At 49.2% G+C, this 15,763-nt stretch carries 10 protein-coding genes, 2 tRNA genes and 1 pseudogene; 9 read left to right on the forward strand and 4 right to left on the reverse strand.

Annotated elements, in window-relative coordinates; all coding sequences use genetic code 11:
• Window positions 1–156: 156 nt before the first annotated feature.
• Both NK638_RS05760 and gltX read right to left on the reverse strand, forming a co-directional pair.
• Window positions 157–232 (reverse strand) — tRNA-Ala (locus NK638_RS05760).
• Between the two features lie 231 nt (window positions 233–463).
• Entirely contained in the window at window positions 464–2,002 is a 1,539-nt protein-coding gene (gene gltX, locus NK638_RS05765) for a glutamate--tRNA ligase (protein ID WP_274632271.1), read from the reverse strand.
• Window positions 2,003–2,428: 426 nt separating this feature from the next.
• Between gltX and rsmH the strand changes: the two are divergent.
• The 7 genes and pseudogenes from rsmH to NK638_RS05805 all read left to right on the forward strand — a co-directional run bounded on the left by rsmH (window position 2,429) and on the right by NK638_RS05805 (window position 11,992).
• A pseudogene (gene rsmH, locus NK638_RS05775) lies at window positions 2,429–3,453 on the forward strand (16S rRNA (cytosine(1402)-N(4))-methyltransferase RsmH).
• A 293-nt stretch (window positions 3,454–3,746) separates the two neighbouring features.
• Window positions 3,747–4,259 carry a cell division protein FtsL gene (ftsL, locus tag NK638_RS05780; RefSeq protein ID WP_192995239.1) on the forward strand — a complete coding sequence of 171 codons (513 nt, stop codon included), beginning with the start codon at window positions 3,747–3,749 and terminating at the stop codon, window positions 4,257–4,259.
• The gene (locus tag NK638_RS05785; RefSeq protein ID WP_274632274.1) at window positions 4,256–6,373 is read left to right on the forward strand and encodes a peptidoglycan D,D-transpeptidase FtsI family protein; all 2,118 of its coding nucleotides are present in this window, start codon (window positions 4,256–4,258) and stop codon (window positions 6,371–6,373) included. The genes ftsL and NK638_RS05785 overlap by 4 nt, the downstream gene beginning before the upstream one ends.
• A gap of 86 nt (window positions 6,374–6,459) precedes the next feature.
• Window positions 6,460–8,139 carry a UDP-N-acetylmuramoyl-L-alanyl-D-glutamate--2,6-diaminopimelate ligase gene (locus tag NK638_RS05790; RefSeq protein ID WP_274632275.1) on the forward strand — a complete coding sequence of 560 codons (1,680 nt, stop codon included), beginning with the start codon at window positions 6,460–6,462 and terminating at the stop codon, window positions 8,137–8,139.
• Between the two features lie 126 nt (window positions 8,140–8,265).
• Window positions 8,266–9,720, forward strand: a complete 1,455-nt coding sequence (locus NK638_RS05795) for a UDP-N-acetylmuramoyl-tripeptide--D-alanyl-D-alanine ligase (protein WP_192995235.1) — start codon at window positions 8,266–8,268, stop codon at window positions 9,718–9,720.
• A gap of 3 nt (window positions 9,721–9,723) precedes the next feature.
• Window positions 9,724–10,842 (forward strand): phospho-N-acetylmuramoyl-pentapeptide-transferase, encoded by a 1,119-nt coding sequence (gene mraY, locus NK638_RS05800; protein WP_192995234.1) that lies wholly within the window; start codon window positions 9,724–9,726, stop codon window positions 10,840–10,842.
• Between the two features lie 214 nt (window positions 10,843–11,056).
• Window positions 11,057–11,992, forward strand: coding sequence for a putative RNA methyltransferase (locus NK638_RS05805; protein WP_342454249.1), 936 nt, complete (start codon window positions 11,057–11,059; stop codon window positions 11,990–11,992).
• A gap of 308 nt (window positions 11,993–12,300) precedes the next feature.
• Here the strand turns inward: NK638_RS05805 and NK638_RS05810 are convergent, their stop codons facing one another.
• Window positions 12,301–12,762 carry an Lrp/AsnC family transcriptional regulator gene (locus NK638_RS05810; RefSeq protein ID WP_274632276.1) on the reverse strand — a complete coding sequence of 154 codons (462 nt, stop codon included), beginning with the start codon at window positions 12,760–12,762 and terminating at the stop codon, window positions 12,301–12,303.
• A 152-nt stretch (window positions 12,763–12,914) separates the two neighbouring features.
• On the opposite strand from NK638_RS05810, the gene NK638_RS05815 reads away from it, so the two are divergent.
• Window positions 12,915–13,955: a zinc-dependent alcohol dehydrogenase family protein gene (locus tag NK638_RS05815; RefSeq protein WP_274632277.1), complete on the forward strand. Its 1,041-nt coding sequence runs from the start codon at window positions 12,915–12,917 to the stop codon at window positions 13,953–13,955.
• Window positions 13,956–14,621: 666 nt separating this feature from the next.
• Here the strand turns inward: NK638_RS05815 and NK638_RS05820 are convergent.
• Window positions 14,622–14,712: transfer RNA gene (locus NK638_RS05820), tRNA-Ser, on the reverse strand.
• A 157-nt stretch (window positions 14,713–14,869) separates the two neighbouring features.
• Here NK638_RS05820 and NK638_RS05825 point away from each other — a divergent pair.
• Entirely contained in the window at window positions 14,870–15,760 is an 891-nt protein-coding gene (locus NK638_RS05825; RefSeq protein WP_274632278.1) for a DNA/RNA non-specific endonuclease, read from the forward strand.
• Window positions 15,761–15,763 lie beyond the last annotated feature (3 nt).

Genomic DNA, 15,763 nt, shown 5'->3' on the forward strand with positions numbered 1-15,763 from the left:
TGTCCTAGGCCTCTAGACGATGGGGACGTATAGAGTGTCATAACCTATGGTTATAACGGTACTTCACAATATCAGAGCGCTTATTTATTAATAAGCCTTGCCTAGGTGCTGACATTGTTCTCAAAGCAATATTTATCCGTTGAGCGATAAATAGTATGGTGGAGCTAAACGGAGTCGAACCGTTGACCCCTTGCATGCCATGCAAGTGCTCTACCAACTGAGCTATAGCCCCTCGCTAAGAGTGTGCGTATTTTAGGTAAGACCAGCAGTCTTGTCAACCGCTATTTTTAAAAAAATGCAAAATAATGCAAAAAAAGTCATTAAAAGTATTTAAATGGCTAATTGTGGACGTTTGAGTATGGGCGTTACATAAAAAAGAGCCAGTATCGAATGAACTGACTCTTTTTTATTATTTATTCATTCTACTCTTCATTGGCAAGTACAAGGATACCTTGCTGCCAAACTATGCATCAGCCAAAAAATTAGGCAGATCCGCCGATTTTTTCTCAAGTTTTTTCAGTTTCTTTTTACCGAGGCCGCCTAGGACATCAACCGCATGGCGCAGGCGCGTCAAGGTCATATCCGCGCCAATAATCGCCATCGAGTTCATAACGGGCGTCGATGAGGTGCTACCAGCAATCGCGATAAAGAACGGCGCCATAAAATCGCGCATCTTGATATCGAGGTGAGCGGCGAGGCCTTTTAACGTGGTATAGATGTTTTCCTCCGACCACGTCGGCAAGGTCTCAAGTTGCCAAAGCGCCAGTTGTAGCAGCTCGATGATTTGCTCAGGCTCAAGCGATTTATGGGTGAAGCTCTCAGCGGTGATGTCTGGCAGGTTTTGGAAATAAAAGCCGCCCCAGTTGACCGCGTCAGACAACAGCTCGATGCGTGGCTGAATCGCAGCGGCGATCGCGGTGAGTTTATCGCTGTCACTGGCCCAATCGAGAATCTTATTTTTAAGCTCTTCTGGAGTGAGAGCGCGTAGCCATTCGCTGTTTAGCCAATTGAGTTTTTCGGTATCGAAGATAGGGCCACCAAGAGACACGCGCCGGATATCAAAGCTGTCAATCATTTCATCCAAGGTGAATTTTTCGGTATCGTCAGGCATTGAGTAGCCCATACGGCCTAGATAGTTGAGCAGCGCCTCAGGCAGTACGCCGGCATCACGGTAGTAGGTGATTGAGGTTGGGTTTTTACGCTTCGACAGCTTTGATTTGTCAGGGTTACGCAGTAGCGGCATGTGGCAGAGTGTTGGCATCTCCCAACCAAAATAGTCATAAAGCAGTTGATGCTTGGGGGCAGAGTTTAGCCACTCTTCGCCGCGCATGACGTGAGTGATCTCCATCAAGTGGTCATCGACAACGTTGGCAAGATGGTAAGTTGGCATGCCGTCAGTTTTTAGCAGCACTTGCATATCGACTTGCGCCCAAGGAATCTCGACGGTGCCGCGCAGCATGTCGTGTACCTGGCAAACGCCGTCGGTGGGTACACGCATACGAATGACATGCGGGGTGCCCTCGCTTACCAATTGCGCAGTTTTTTCTGGAGATAGGTGGGCACAGCGGCCGTCATAGCGCGGGGTCTCGCCATTGGCCATTTGCTCAGCGCGCATGGCATCTAGTTCTTCTGTAGTACAAAAACAGCGAAACGCATGGTCGCTTGCTATCAGCTGCTCGGCGTGTTTTTTATAAATATCGCTACGCTCACTCTGACGATAAGGCGCATGCGGACCACCAACGTCTGGTCCCTCACTCCAGTCAAGTCCGACCCAGCGTAGCGCGTCCAAAATCATCTGCTCAGATTGAGCCGTCGAACGCGTTTGATCGGTGTCCTCAATACGCAAAATAAACTCGCCGCCGTGGGCTTTGGCAAAGGCCAAATTAAAAAGCGCAATATAAGCGGTACCGACATGCGGAAAACCAGTCGGCGAGGGTGCAATACGCGTGCGAATAGGGCGGGCGTTGCTCGTGTCGGAGGGAGCGTGGGTCGATGTTTGCATAATAAAAATCTCAAAATGTCATGGGCGATAAATAGCAATAATAGCCACAAAATAGCTGAAGAAAAAATATGACTAAAATAGCAATGAAAGAGTGGCCGTCAATAGCAAAAAATAGCGTAAAATATAGCGCTAGTATAACAGACAGCTGCGATATTTTTAATGAAAAGCCTGTCTAGTGCTTGACTCACCGTGTATCCTTGCGATAATAAGGTCAAGCAAGACATAACTTGTTTATTTTCATCTGATTTTTACTATTACCGGCCGATATGGCCGTCATCTACTGAGTCGTTTGTGTCCACATTGAATGATAAGCCGAATAATAAGCAAAACAGTACGTCCACTTGCAAACAAGGCCCTTCTTTGGCCACTGACCCTGCCAAGTCGGCGGCTGATTTATCTGCTGTTACCTCTGATACCGCGCAGCCCATCCGTGAGGGAGCGTCTGCGTGCGCGGCGTCCAGCGAGCAGCGCTTTGTCCATGATGCCGTACTATTGCAAGAAACGGTGGCGGCGGGATCAAGTCTCTTCCCAAATGCACAGATGACGCCCCACAACCCAGCTTGCAAATGAGCGGCATCTACGTCGATGCTACCTTTGGCCGTGGCGGTCATAGCCGTCTATTATTGAGTCATCTGAGCGACGACGCGACGCTGGTGGTGTTTGATAAAGACCCGACAGCAATTGCTGTGGCGCAAGAGCTGGCCGCTAGTGACAGCCGTGTCAAAGTGGTGCATGATAGTTTTGCGACCTTAACGGACAGCTTAGCGGCGCTGGGCATCGATCAGGTGGATGGCTTGATGGCAGATTTGGGCATTTCATCGCCGCAGATTGATGATGGTAGCCGCGGTTTTAGTTTTATGCGTGATGGCGCGGTCGATATGCGTATGGATACTAGTCGTGGCCAGTCGGTGGCCGAATGGCTCGAGCAGGTCGATGACGAAACCTTGGCCAATGTGCTTTACGAGTTCGGCGAAGAGCGCCACAGTCGCCGTATCGCGCGCGCCATCAAGCAGATGGACAGCTATGAGTCCACGCTTGAGCTGGCAGAAGTGATCAAAACGGCGCACCCCAACTGGCAGCGCGGCAAGCATCCAGCGACCCAAAGCTTTCAGGCCATGCGTATTTTTATCAATAACGAGCTTGGCGATGTCGATGACTTTTTGGCGCAAAGTATTCCGATTTTAAAAGCAGGTGGTCAGCTGGCAGTGATTAGCTTTCACTCCTTAGAGGACCGCCGAATCAAGCAGTTTTTGCAGCGCCATAGCAAAGGGCAATATCCAGAGGATGACAATCTGCCGATGCCGCCCAAACGCCCGCGCTATTTTGGTAAGCCAAAACGGGTGGGGCCTAGCAAGAGCGAGGTCAGTGGCAACCCGCGCGCGCGCAGTGCATGGTTACGACTGGCCACGCGCAGCGATGTTGAGTACCAACAGGCGGCAAGCCAAGAGTAATCGCATTGTCAGTGAAGCGGTTTAAGAGTAGTCATATCGCTTTGCTGTTGTTTGTCTAAATAAGATAAAAATGTGTGAATGGCTACGCTAGTGTTAAAAAGCTGTAAATATTACCTGCTAGGCTCAGCAGTTGGTTTTTTGTTTGTAGCGCGTACGACAGTGATATTTGGTTTAGTGATATTTGGCTTTATGTCACTGATGCCGCCTGAATATCTGGTAAAGACTACTTGCGCATAAAAACCATTTAAAACCGTCGTCGATTTTATATTTGAAGTCCACTTTTTGAGAGCGTCATGGCAATATCTGACAAACCTACTCGCCGCGCCGGCACCCCTCCTAATGTCGATATCGGCGAGCTGTTTGTGCGCCGGTTTAATGTGGTGAGCATTTATGTGGCGATTTTATTATTGCTGGCGGCGGCAATCATCTGGAGCGGTATCAAGACCGCTGAAGGCGTCCAGCAATACCATCAGGACTATAAGACCTTGCAAGACATGAAAAAACAACAGCGCAAGCTACAAGTAGAGCATCAGCGGTTGCTTATCGAGCAGCAAACCTTTAGCGCCACGCCGCAAATTGCCAGCCGCGCTGTGGCCGAGCTTGGCATGTACTCTCCAACCCTCAAAGACAAGTTGATTATTCAGCCAGGCGCTCCTACGGCGCTGGCGCCAGCCGCCTCTAGCGAGACAGATATCACTGCCAATGACAGTGATGTCATGCAAGAGGTTGCCAGTACCGATTTGTCGCCCGCTGCGCCGCCTAGAGCTACATCAATTAATACCAATGCGGCGGAGGCTGGGCGATGAGTGAAAAAAAATCCAAAGCCAAGACCGGTAAGTCAACAGCAAAAAACAACAGCAAAAAACCCACGAGCGGCAAAGTCACCAAGCCGCTGCGCCGTGTCAGTGCGGCCAAATCAGGACAAAAAAATAAAAAAATTGATAATAAAAAAACTGATAGTAGTGCGGCAGGTAGCCGTAAGGCTAAGCTGTTTGGGCGACTAAAAAAGAATGACAATCAAGGTGCTTATACTAGTGTCAAAAACCGTAAAACCGCGTTTTTAAATAAAGCATCAGGGGCGTCCTCACGAGGCGGTTTTGAGCAAGACAAAGCGCGATTTTGGACGGTTTGGGGGTTGGCGCTTGCCATATTGGTCGCGCTGATAGGCCGTGCTTACTACATTCAAGTCGCCAATGCCCAGTTTTATCAAGATAAGGGCAATGAGCTGATCACCAGCGTACGTACACAAAAATCTTATCGCGGTATGATTACCGATCGCAACAAACTGCCACTAGCAGTGAGTGCGCCGCTGGCGACAGTGTCCTTTAGTCCGCATGACTATGCGCGTGAATACTATGAGCTCAAACGCATCATTTTGACCAATCCTGATAGTCCGCAGCTACGAGCGCGCATGCAAAAACGCTTGGATGCTATGGATTTGACAACCTTGGCCGCTGCCGCCAATATCTCAGTCAGTGAGCTAAAACGAGTCACCACGATCGATGACAGCATCGATGTCACGGACGAGGAAGCAGTAAAAGCAGCGTTGCCATCAGGCGCAGGCTCGCACTACCTACCGCTTCTTAATAAAGTCACGCCAGAGATTGCCCAAAGTGTCAGCTCTTTAGATTTCCCTGGGGTATATGAAAAAAACTTCTTTCAGCGTTATTACCCGCAGCCTCAGCCCAACTCGCAATTGCTCGGCTTTATGGGACAAAACGCCAATGACCCTGAGGGCGGCTATGAGGGGCGTGCGGGTATCGAACGTCAGTACGAAAAGGAGCTGGCGGGCAAAGATGGCAAGGTACTGGTACTAAAAGATGCCAAACAAAACAGCCTAAAAGAAATCAAGCAAGTCGAGCCTGAGATACCGGGCAAAGATTTGGCGCTGACGATTGATTCGCGCCTGCAATATCTGCTTTATAAAGAGTTAGAAAAAGCAGGACGCCTACAGCGGGCGCGCTGGTCGACAGGTATGGTCGTCGATGTGCAGACAGGCGAGGTGCTCGCCCTCTCGACCTGGCCGTCATTTAATTCCAATAACCTCAATGAGATGACTGGTGAAAACCAGCGAAACCGTGCGCTGTTAGACGTCTTTGAACCAGGTTCGGTGATGAAGCCGTTCACCGTTGCGGCAGCCTTAGATTCAGGCAAATACACGCCGACAACCTTGATTGACACCAATCCTGGCTCAATTCGCGTGCGTGGCTATACCATCCGCGATCATAATAACTTGGGCATGATCAACATGGCGACGCTATTACAGAAGTCTAGTAACGTGGCTTCAACTAAAATTGCGTTGTCGCTACCGCCTGATGCCATTACTAATATGCAAAAGCAGTTTGGCTTTGGTAAAAAAACCCCATTACAGTTCCCTGGTGAGGGTAGTGGTCTGGTGGTCACGCCAAAAGAAAAAGAAACCTCGCGCCGCGCCACCGTCAGTTATGGTTATGGTCTGCAGGTGACACTTGCGCAGGTCGCACAGGCCTATTCGGCGCTGGCCGCAGGCGGTGTCATGCATCCGCTGACATTGATCAAAGACGACAAACCGCAGCCAAGCAAACGCATTATGGCGCACGAGCAGGCGATGTCTATCGTGCAGATGATGGAGAGCGTCACCGAGACGGGTGGTACCGCGAAAGGCGCGGCCATTGATGGCTACCGTGTGGCGGGTAAAACAGGAACGTCGCGCCGTATCAACCCCAAAGGTGGCTACTATACTGACCAGTATCGCAACGTTTTTGCGGGTATGGCACCAGCATCAAACCCAAGGCTGGTGGGCGTGATGCTCATCGAAGACCCGCGCGCGCAGATTTATGCGGGTCTGACTGTCGCTCCTGTCTTTCATAATGTCATGAAAGAGGCGCTGCGTTTGTATAATGTGCCTTTAGATAAACCGCTAAAAACCGAAGAGCCATAAGTATCTTGCCACACAAACACGACGACAGATGTCGGTCAGTATCCAGCGCCAGCCGCTGATTTGTGTTTACCGTTTAGGATTTGCCCATGACCACGCTTACCTCATCGCCCAGTACCCACTCGGTTACCTTGCAGCAGCTTTTAGAGAGCGGCGATCGTCAGCATTCTTTGCTACAGTCATCGCTCACCGCGCTGCTCGCTGCTGCGGATAATATTAGTGAGGACGTGTCGGTCGCGCATATACCATTTGCACAGTTTCGGTTAGATAGCCGCCACGTTGCGGCACACGATGTGTTTGTCCTCCTAAAAAGCCAGACAGGCCACTGTCAAAAAAGCCGCGACTATCTGCTACAAGCTTCGTCAAAGGCGGCCTTTATTCTCTCGGAGATTGACCCAAGCGATTTGTTTGATGATGGACAGTCGCCAGCAGATGTATTGTCTTGTCCTTTGATATACGTGCCGCATATTCGTGATTTTTTGGGCAGTCTCATTCAGGCGCGCTTACAGTACCAGCAACCTAGCCGGTTACCCACGGTGGTGGCAGTGACAGGCACCAATGGCAAAACCACCATCAGCCAGCTGGTGGCACAGTTAACGCAGCTGACTGGCATGAGCAGCGCTGTGATGGGGACCGCGGGTAACGGTCGACTGGGTGCCTTGGTACAGGCTAGCCATACAACGGGCGACGCTCTTGCGGTGCAGCAGTTTGTGTATCAAATGGCGCTTGAGAAGGCAGAAATATTGGCGTTAGAAGCCAGCTCGCACGGCCTTGATCAGCAGCGTCTACAAGGCGTACCGATATCTGTTGCGATTTATACCAACTTAAGCCGCGATCATTTAGATTATCATGCCGATATGGCAGCGTATGCCGCGGCAAAAGCTAGGCTCTTTGACAAAACGCATTTTCCTTCCTTGACGCACGCCATCATTAATATCGATGATGAGTACGCGCAGGTCATGCTAGATATGGCGCATGCCAGTGGTTTGACGGTATGGACGTATAGTCTAGATGCCTCAAAGCCTGCGACTTTTGTTGCCACCGATATTGCCCCAAGCTTAGAAGGGGTAAAAATTACACTGCAGACAGACATCGCTGGTGGGTATACCGCTGATAAAGGTACTGGTGATACAGACACTGGCCATAAAGAGAGCCGTTGCATAAATATCGTTAGTCCTTTGCTCGGGCGTTTTAATGTCGCCAATTTGCTGGCTGCCATTGCCGCTGCTACTGCATTGGGCATGAGTCTTGAGCGTATCGCCAAGATCGTCCCGCAGTTACAAGGCGCGGTAGGACGTATGCAGCGCGTCGCATCGCGTGATAGCTGCTTTATCGTTGATTATGCGCATACCCCTGATGCGCTCAGTCAGGTGCTGGCCAGTTTGCGCACCCACTGTGAGGGACAGCTGTGGGCGGTGTTTGGCTGCGGCGGAGACCGTGACGCGGGCAAGCGTCCGCTGATGGCGCAGGCAGGACTGGCGGGCGCGGACAGGGTTATATTGACCGCAGATAATCCGCGCACCGAAGACCCAGAGGCCATCTTGCAAGATATGCAAGCGGGCATGAGCACCGCGCAGTATCAGCGCACCCATATCGAGCCTGCACGGCAAGCGGCGATTGAGTATGCTGTCATGCAAGCAGCGCCTAATGATATCGTCGTCATCGCTGGCAAAGGTCATGAGACCTATCAAGAGATCAATCATGTCCGTTATGATTTTGATGACAGTGTGGTCTTGCAACAAGCCTTACAAAAGGCTGGGCGCAGATAGGCGATAGGTCTGCAGGGTCATGATGGTTGAGGTTTGCGTCATTATTTAAGCGCGCTCATAAAATCATGTTAAGCGTAACAAACAGTATTTATAAAAATTAAGTAGTCATCATACAAGGTAATCACTATGACAGCCGACAACGACAATACCATTCAGTCGCAAGGTCTCTATGTCTGGCAGGTAGATAATCTGCTCGCTGCGACAGCCTCGCTGAATGGGCATTGGCAGCTAGCAGCAGGACAAAGCAATGCAGGACAAACTGAGCTTGCCAACAACGCGGTCACCAGCAACCGTATCGCCACCGATACCCGCACGATAAAGAGCGGCGATATCTTTTTGGCGCTAAGCGGTGCCAATTTTGATGGTCATGACTATATCAATCAAGCCGCTGCCCAAGGTGCTGTCGCCGCTATCGTCTCACGTCCCATCTCGACGAGCATCCCGCAGTTGGTCGTGAGTGATACGCGTCTGGCTTTGGGGCGGCTGGCCGCTTATCGTCGCCAGCAGCATCAAGATTTGACTGTGATTGCTATCACCGGCTCAAGCGGGAAAACCACCTGCAAAGAGATGCTTGGTAGTATCTTTGGTCGTCTAGCACCGACTCTGATCACCCGTGGCAACCTAAACAACGATTTGGGTGTACCGATGATGTTGCTCGAGTTGTCCGATCATCATCGCTATGCCATCTTAGAGCTGGGCGCCAACCATATCGGCGAGATTGCTTACACGACAGAAATCGTCCAACCGGATGTGGCTTGTATCCTCAATATTGGTACCGCGCATTTGGGTGAGTTTGGTAGCCGTGAAGGCATCTGTCAAACCAAGTCGGAGATTTACCATACATTAACCGATACTCAGTTTGCTATTGTCCCTGACAAAGACGACTTTACCAATCAACTGCGCCGTATCGCCGAAAAACATACCTCGCATGTGATTGGTTTTGGCAATACCGATGTCAGTGCCAGTCACTTGGATGTCGAGCCTGAGCGTAGTGAGTTCAAGCTGCACATTGGCAATCAAGTCCATGACATCAACCTACCATTGGCGGGCGAGCATAATGTCAATAACGCCTTAGCGGCGGCCGCTTGTGCGTATGCGCTAAACATCGATGTCAGTGATATCGTGATTGGTTTAGAAAACGCCCGTCCCGCCAAAGGTCGTCTCAATAGCCAGATACTGGGGATGCATCGCCTGATCGATGATACATATAATGCCAATCCGCATTCCGTGCGTGCAGCGGCTAAGGTGCTGGCGGCGCAAACAGGCACGCAAGTGATGGTGTTAGGCGATATCGCTGAGCTGGGTGACGCGGCAGTGAGCGAGCATCAAAGCTTGGGTCGTACCATTGCCACCACTGGTATCAACGTGCTGCTGTGCGTCGGTGAGTATGCGCCGTATACCGTAGCAGGTGCGCAAGAAATCTCTGATATCAGTGCGCATGCGTTTGCGGATAAAGACAGCCTATTGGCATATTTACAGCCGTATTTGCAAGCGCAGCAGGCTAAGCCTTGTACCGTGCTGTTCAAAGGCTCACGTGCTATGCAAATGGAAACCCTTATCAATGCGCTAGTCGAGGAGTAGGCGGTGTTAGTTTGGTTGTTTGGCTGGCTTGGCCAGTATTATACACCGTTTTCTGCGGTTTCTTCATTGACGCTACGCGCGTTATTGGCGGTCATTACCGCTTTAGTCTTTAGCATGATGTTTGGTGGTCGCGTCATTCGCCACTTGCGTACGCTCAAATATGGGCAGGCCATCCGTAATGATGGACCGCAGTCGCATTTGGCCAAGACGGGCACACCGACCATGGGCGGCGTCTTGATACTCAGTGCTATCGGGGTGTCGACCTTGCTATGGGCGCGCTTAGACAATCCTTATGTGTGGATCTTGCTGGTCGTGATGGTGGTGTTTGGCGCGGTTGGCTGGGCTGATGACTGGCTAAAGATTAAGTATAAAGACCCCAAAGGCCTAATCGCTCGCAAAAAGTACTTTTGGCTGTCAATGGGCGCGTTATTTGTTGGGGTGTCGCTGTACTATATCGCCACGCTGCAGCCAGATATCGCCACCACCCGCGAGATGCAGGATTTACTACTGCCCGTCTTTAAAAACTGGATCATTCCTTTCTCCGCGCTACCTTTTGGTATTGGGTTTATTATCTTTACCTATTTTGTGATTAATGGCGCGTCCAATGCGGTTAACTTAACCGATGGTTTGGATGGTTTGGCCATCTTGCCGGTGGTACTGGTGGCGGCAGGTTTGGGCGCGATGGCTTATGTCTCAGGTGATGTGCGTTTTGCTGACTACTTGCATGTGCCTTATATCGCTTATAACTCTGAGGTCATCATTGTCTGTGGTTCGATGATTGGGGCAGGCTTGGGCTTTTTGTGGTTTAACGCCCATCCAGCCCAAGTATTTATGGGTGATGTCGGAGCATTGGCACTGGGCGCGATGCTCGGTACCATCGCGGTCATGACTCGTCAAGAGATTGCCTTTGCCATTATGGGTGGCTTGTTTGTCGCAGAAGCACTGTCGGTGATGCTACAGGTTGGCTCATATAAGCTGCGCAAAAAACGCGTCTTTCGTATGGCGCCACTGCATCATCATTTTGAAGAGATTGGCTGGAAAGAAACACAAGTGGTGGCACGCTTTTGGATTATTGCCATTATCCTTGTAATCTTAGGGCTAATGACGCTAAAACTGCGCTAACTATTTTTTAACAAGCTGATGTTTTAACAAGCTGATTTTTCAAAAAACTGGTGCTTTAACTAGCTGGTGTTTTAGCAAACTGAGTCTTTTGGTTCAGCGCTCTGTAAAAGCCACCTCATCGTGTTTGAGGTGGCTTTTTTGGTTCTGTCTCTTATTGTTAAGTGAGGGTTTTATGCCGCAGCTGAAGCAAACTTTGCTAAAATGACGGCCATACTTGACTGATTTTGAGAAACCTGTGTCGTTATTTATTTGTCCCCTTTGCCAGTCACCCATGCAGCCTGCAGCCGATACTTGGCGCTGTGATGGCAGCTTGCATCCAAAGCAGACCAAGCACCCTTTTGATGTGGCGCGTCAAGGCTATGTCAATTTATTACCAGTACAACAAAAAAAGTCCAAAACGCCAGGAGACAGTCAAGCCTCTATCGAAGCGCGGCAGCGGTTTTTGGCCGCAGGACATTATCAGCCATTACAGGCTTTGCTTGAGCAGCAAATGAGGCAGCTACTCGGGCAGAGTGATACTGCCGCAAATTGGCTGGATGTCGGTTGCGGTGAGGGCTATTATACCCAAGCAATGGCGCAGATAGACGGTATAGCATCGCTGCTAGCGGCTGACATCAGCAAGCCTGCCGTCTCTACTCTCGCCAAAGCAAGCAAAGCGGCAGGGCAGCTGTGGTATCAGCAGCCCAAAGAGGGCGCGACTCAGACGGTGGTATATCCACTAGTGACCAGCGCCGCCCATCTGCCGCTACGCGCCCGTAGTGTGACGGGTATCAGTAGCATTTTTAGTCCTATCTTGCCTGAGGCCTTTGCCAAAGTATTGTGTGACACAGGCTATCTCATCATTGCCAAACCCGATAGTCAGCATCTTGCATCGATGCGTGAGGCGTTGTTTGATAGTGTGCGCGAGCATGATTCTGATAAGTTTTTGCACGAATTAGCCCCGCACTTTACCCTGCTTGCGACGCATCATGTCAGTACCGAGCTGTCATTAGCGGCAAATGATTTGGCAGATTTGATGACCATGACCCCGTATGCTTATCGCGCCCGCGCAGAAAAACGCCAAACGTTACTGGAGCTTAGTGAGCATGAGCCATTTAATACAGAGGCCAAGTTTGTGGTGTATGTTTTGCAAAAGCATACGGGTACATAGTGCAATCTGTAGATGAAATGAGCCTGCCTGCATCCTTATTAACAGAGTCGATATGAGAGCGTGTCCTCAACTCAATATTAGAGGCAGGATGGTCATGGCTGTCCACGATTTAAACAATGCGACCTCTTATATTGGCAATATTTATTTCGCTCCACGTATTTCGCTAGGCTTTACAACTGGCTGATAAGAGGGTTTTTAATCATTTTAGCAATCTTTTGAGTATCGAATGGTACGGCACTATGGATGGCAGCGCGACCTTAGTTTTACTCAAGTTCTTATCAGCAATGCGCTATATCAAATAGGCCTGACTACGCCAAAGGCAATCGTGTGGAAGACTTCACTTCTCTTAAAGAAATATTTGAGCGAATAGCAGATATACCAGGCAATTTGCGCAAGGTATTTTCGACAAAAGCACTGTAGTCGTCTAGATCTTTTGCAACTACCTGCAACATAAAATCCGCCTCTCCTGTCGTGTTGTGACAAGCTTGCACGTTTTCCGACTCTTCAATGATGCGCTCAAACAATAAAGTACTTTCTTCATCATGGCTGGTGCAAGAGATTTGGACAAATGCCATGACCCCAAACCCGACCTTACGGCGATCAATATTCGCCTGATAACTGCTGATTACCTTCTCTTCTTCGAGTTTTTTTAAGCGTCGCCAACAAGGCGTTTCACTTAAAGACAATGCTTCGGCCAACTTTACATTAGAGATACGGCCATTTTTTTGTAACAGAGCCAAAAGTTGAATATCGGTTTTATCTATCGTCATAATAAGCAACAACCTTACAAAAATAACGTTAAACTCGAAAGAATCCTCTAATTATCATGGCATGTATGATTTAAATAGCAAGGTAATTCCTCATCATTTTCGTAAACTGGAAGCTGTGATTGATACCAAGCCAACAGATTAAGAGGAGCGCCATGAAAGCCGTTGTAATTGAGCAATTTTCGTCTTTACCAACCATTGAGAACGTCGCAGATCCGACGCCTAAATCCCATGGTGTTGTGATTAAAGTGGAAGCAACTGGTGTCTGCCGAAGCGATTGGCATTGTTGGCAGGGGCACGATACAGACGTGGTATTGCCTCACGTACCAGGCCATGAGTTCGCTGGCGTCATCGCAGAAGTCGGTAAAGACGTGACGCGCTTTAAAGTCGGTGATCGTGTCACCGTTCCCTTTATCAACGCTTGTGGCGGCTGCCCAGAATGCAACTCTGGCAATCATCAAGTTTGTGGCAACCAAACACAACCAGGCTTCACCCACTGGGGCTCCTTTGCTGAATACACCACGGTGGATCAGGCAGATGTGAACCTTGTCGCTATGCCTGAAGACTTAGAGTTCACCACAGCAGCGAGCCTAGGCTGCCGTTTTGCTACCTCATTCCGTGCTGTGGTCGATCAAGGTAAAGTCTCTGCTGGTCAATGGGTAGCGGTCCACGGTTATGGTGGTGTCGGCTTATCGGCTGTCATGATTGCGCAATCACTGGGCGCTAACGTCATCGCGATTGATATTGACCAAGGCAAGCTGGAATTAGCGAAGTCATTAGGCGCAGTAGCCACCATAAACGCAAATCAAGTAGCTGATGTCGCAGAAGCAGTGGTCGAAATCACTAAAGGCGGTGCTCACGTTTCATTAGACGCATTAGGCCATTCCATTACCGCTTTTAACTCTGTCAAAAGCTTGCGTAAGTTGGGCAAACACATTCAAGTCGGCCTACTGCTCGCAGACCATGCGGCGCCGCCAATGCCCATGGCGAAGGTCATTGCTGACGAACTTGAAATCATCGGCAGCCATGGCATGCAAGCCTACCGTTACGACGCCATGTTAAGCATGATGCTGTCAGGAAAGCTAACACCACAGAAGCTTTTAGGTCGCACGATCAGCCTAGAACAATCCATTGAAGCACTTACCACGATGGATACTGCCAGCGCGACAGGCGTCACTATTGTTACCGAGTTTTAGGAGTCAAAAGTGTCTATTCAAGAAAGTAAAATCGCCTTTATTGGCGGTGGAAACATGGCGCGACAATACTCGTAAAGAGATGAGCACCAGTCAGAGAAAGTGGATGGTGAGCAGGATGTCTAACAGCATAAGGCAATCCAGTGTTATTGTTTTTATTGATGTATCGCACAGTATTGACTAATTATAACGTACTGTAAAACTTTGACCGTATTGATTGGTAAAGTCATTAGGACGTGTCTGCATGTCAAAAACGGTGATAAAAATGAGACAAATTGCGGTCGAACAAAGGAATTAGCGCCATTAATATCGGAATATAAACCCGCTATTCGACTATGTTTTAATTTGACTTAATGTTAGATATAGCAGGTTAGATTATGTATGTTCAGAATTTTTTTAAAAAAGTGAGCTTTAGCAAAGTCATGAAAGGGTATTACGTAGTGGTGAAAATAAGAAGGTAGTATCTAGAGCATATATTGCGTATTGCGGTAAGTGTATTTTCAATTTGCAGACGAATGAAGTTATAGACCAACACAAGCGACGTGATAGGTGGGTGGGGTTGGGAAAATAGTAGACATAAAAAAAACGCTAGACGCGTTATTTATAAAGAGTTTAAGATGTATATAGGATAGTTTAGGACAAGCTAGGAAAACTAAGATTTTATAAGATTGGCGGTGAAGGAGGGATTCGAACCCTCGATACGCTATGAACGTATACACACTTTCCAGGCGTGCGGTTTCAGCCACTCACCCACTTCACCGTTTAGACAGACCGCATTTGCACGATACTGATTTTTGACTGGCTAAGTATAGCGGATACCATTTAAAAAGTCACGACTTACGCCTTATCTTTCTTTATTGATGGACGCCTGCTAGGATACGCATATGAAACAACAAGTATAGACGATTGAGAGTTGCATGATAAGAGTTGGTGGGTATCAAGGTATTTTGAACAACAGCATAATGGTGGTATTTGCTATCGTCGTAGGGCTATCATCAGCGCAGGCAGATGATCTTACTCAGTGTAGTCAATCTTTTTATGGCGGGGTTTATCCAGAGTTTACCAATACCAAGCTTGATAAGAAGACTCAAGCGCTGTGTATGGACGGGTTTGCCGTTATGTACTCGGGCGTGTCACGGACACCATTGTGGTCAGCTGAGCATCTAGACCGCCGCCGCTTGCAGCAAGCAAAAACTATCGACCGCGAAGACAGCTTTCATGAGGAGAGCCGTCTACCTAAGTCTATGCGCGCCTCGTTGTCTGATTATTCAGGTTCAGGCTATGATCGTGGGCATCTAGCGCCCAATGCCGATATGGCCACGCGCTCGCAGCAATACGACAGCTTCAGTCTGGCTAATATCGCCCCGCAGTCACCGCGCAATAATCGCTACATTTGGCGCAACATCGAGTCGGCGACGCGCTATCTGACGCAGCAATACGGCGAAGTCTATACCGTAACCGGGGTTGCTTTTACGGGCAAAAAAACTAAACAGCTTGCCGAGCGCGTATTGGTACCGAGTCATTTTTTCAAGGCCGTCTATATTCCAGCGACCAATCAAGCAGGGGTGTATTACGCGCCCAATGATGAGTCAGAGCGCATAGAGGTTATTAGTCTAGATGAGCTAACGGCTAAAGTCGGCATTGATGTCTTGCCAGTGCTCGATCGCCAGACCAAAGCGCAAGCGTTTGCGCTGCCACTAAAGGCAGGTGAGAGTGCCGACTTGCCTGATCAGCCAGTAGAGGAGCCGACATGGCTGCTGTTTGTTTGGGCGATTATTGAGTGGCTACTGACTCAATTACAGGCATAATAT

Source organism: Psychrobacter sp. A3 (genome assembly GCF_028823565.1).
GTDB lineage: Bacteria > Pseudomonadota > Gammaproteobacteria > Pseudomonadales > Moraxellaceae > Psychrobacter > Psychrobacter celer.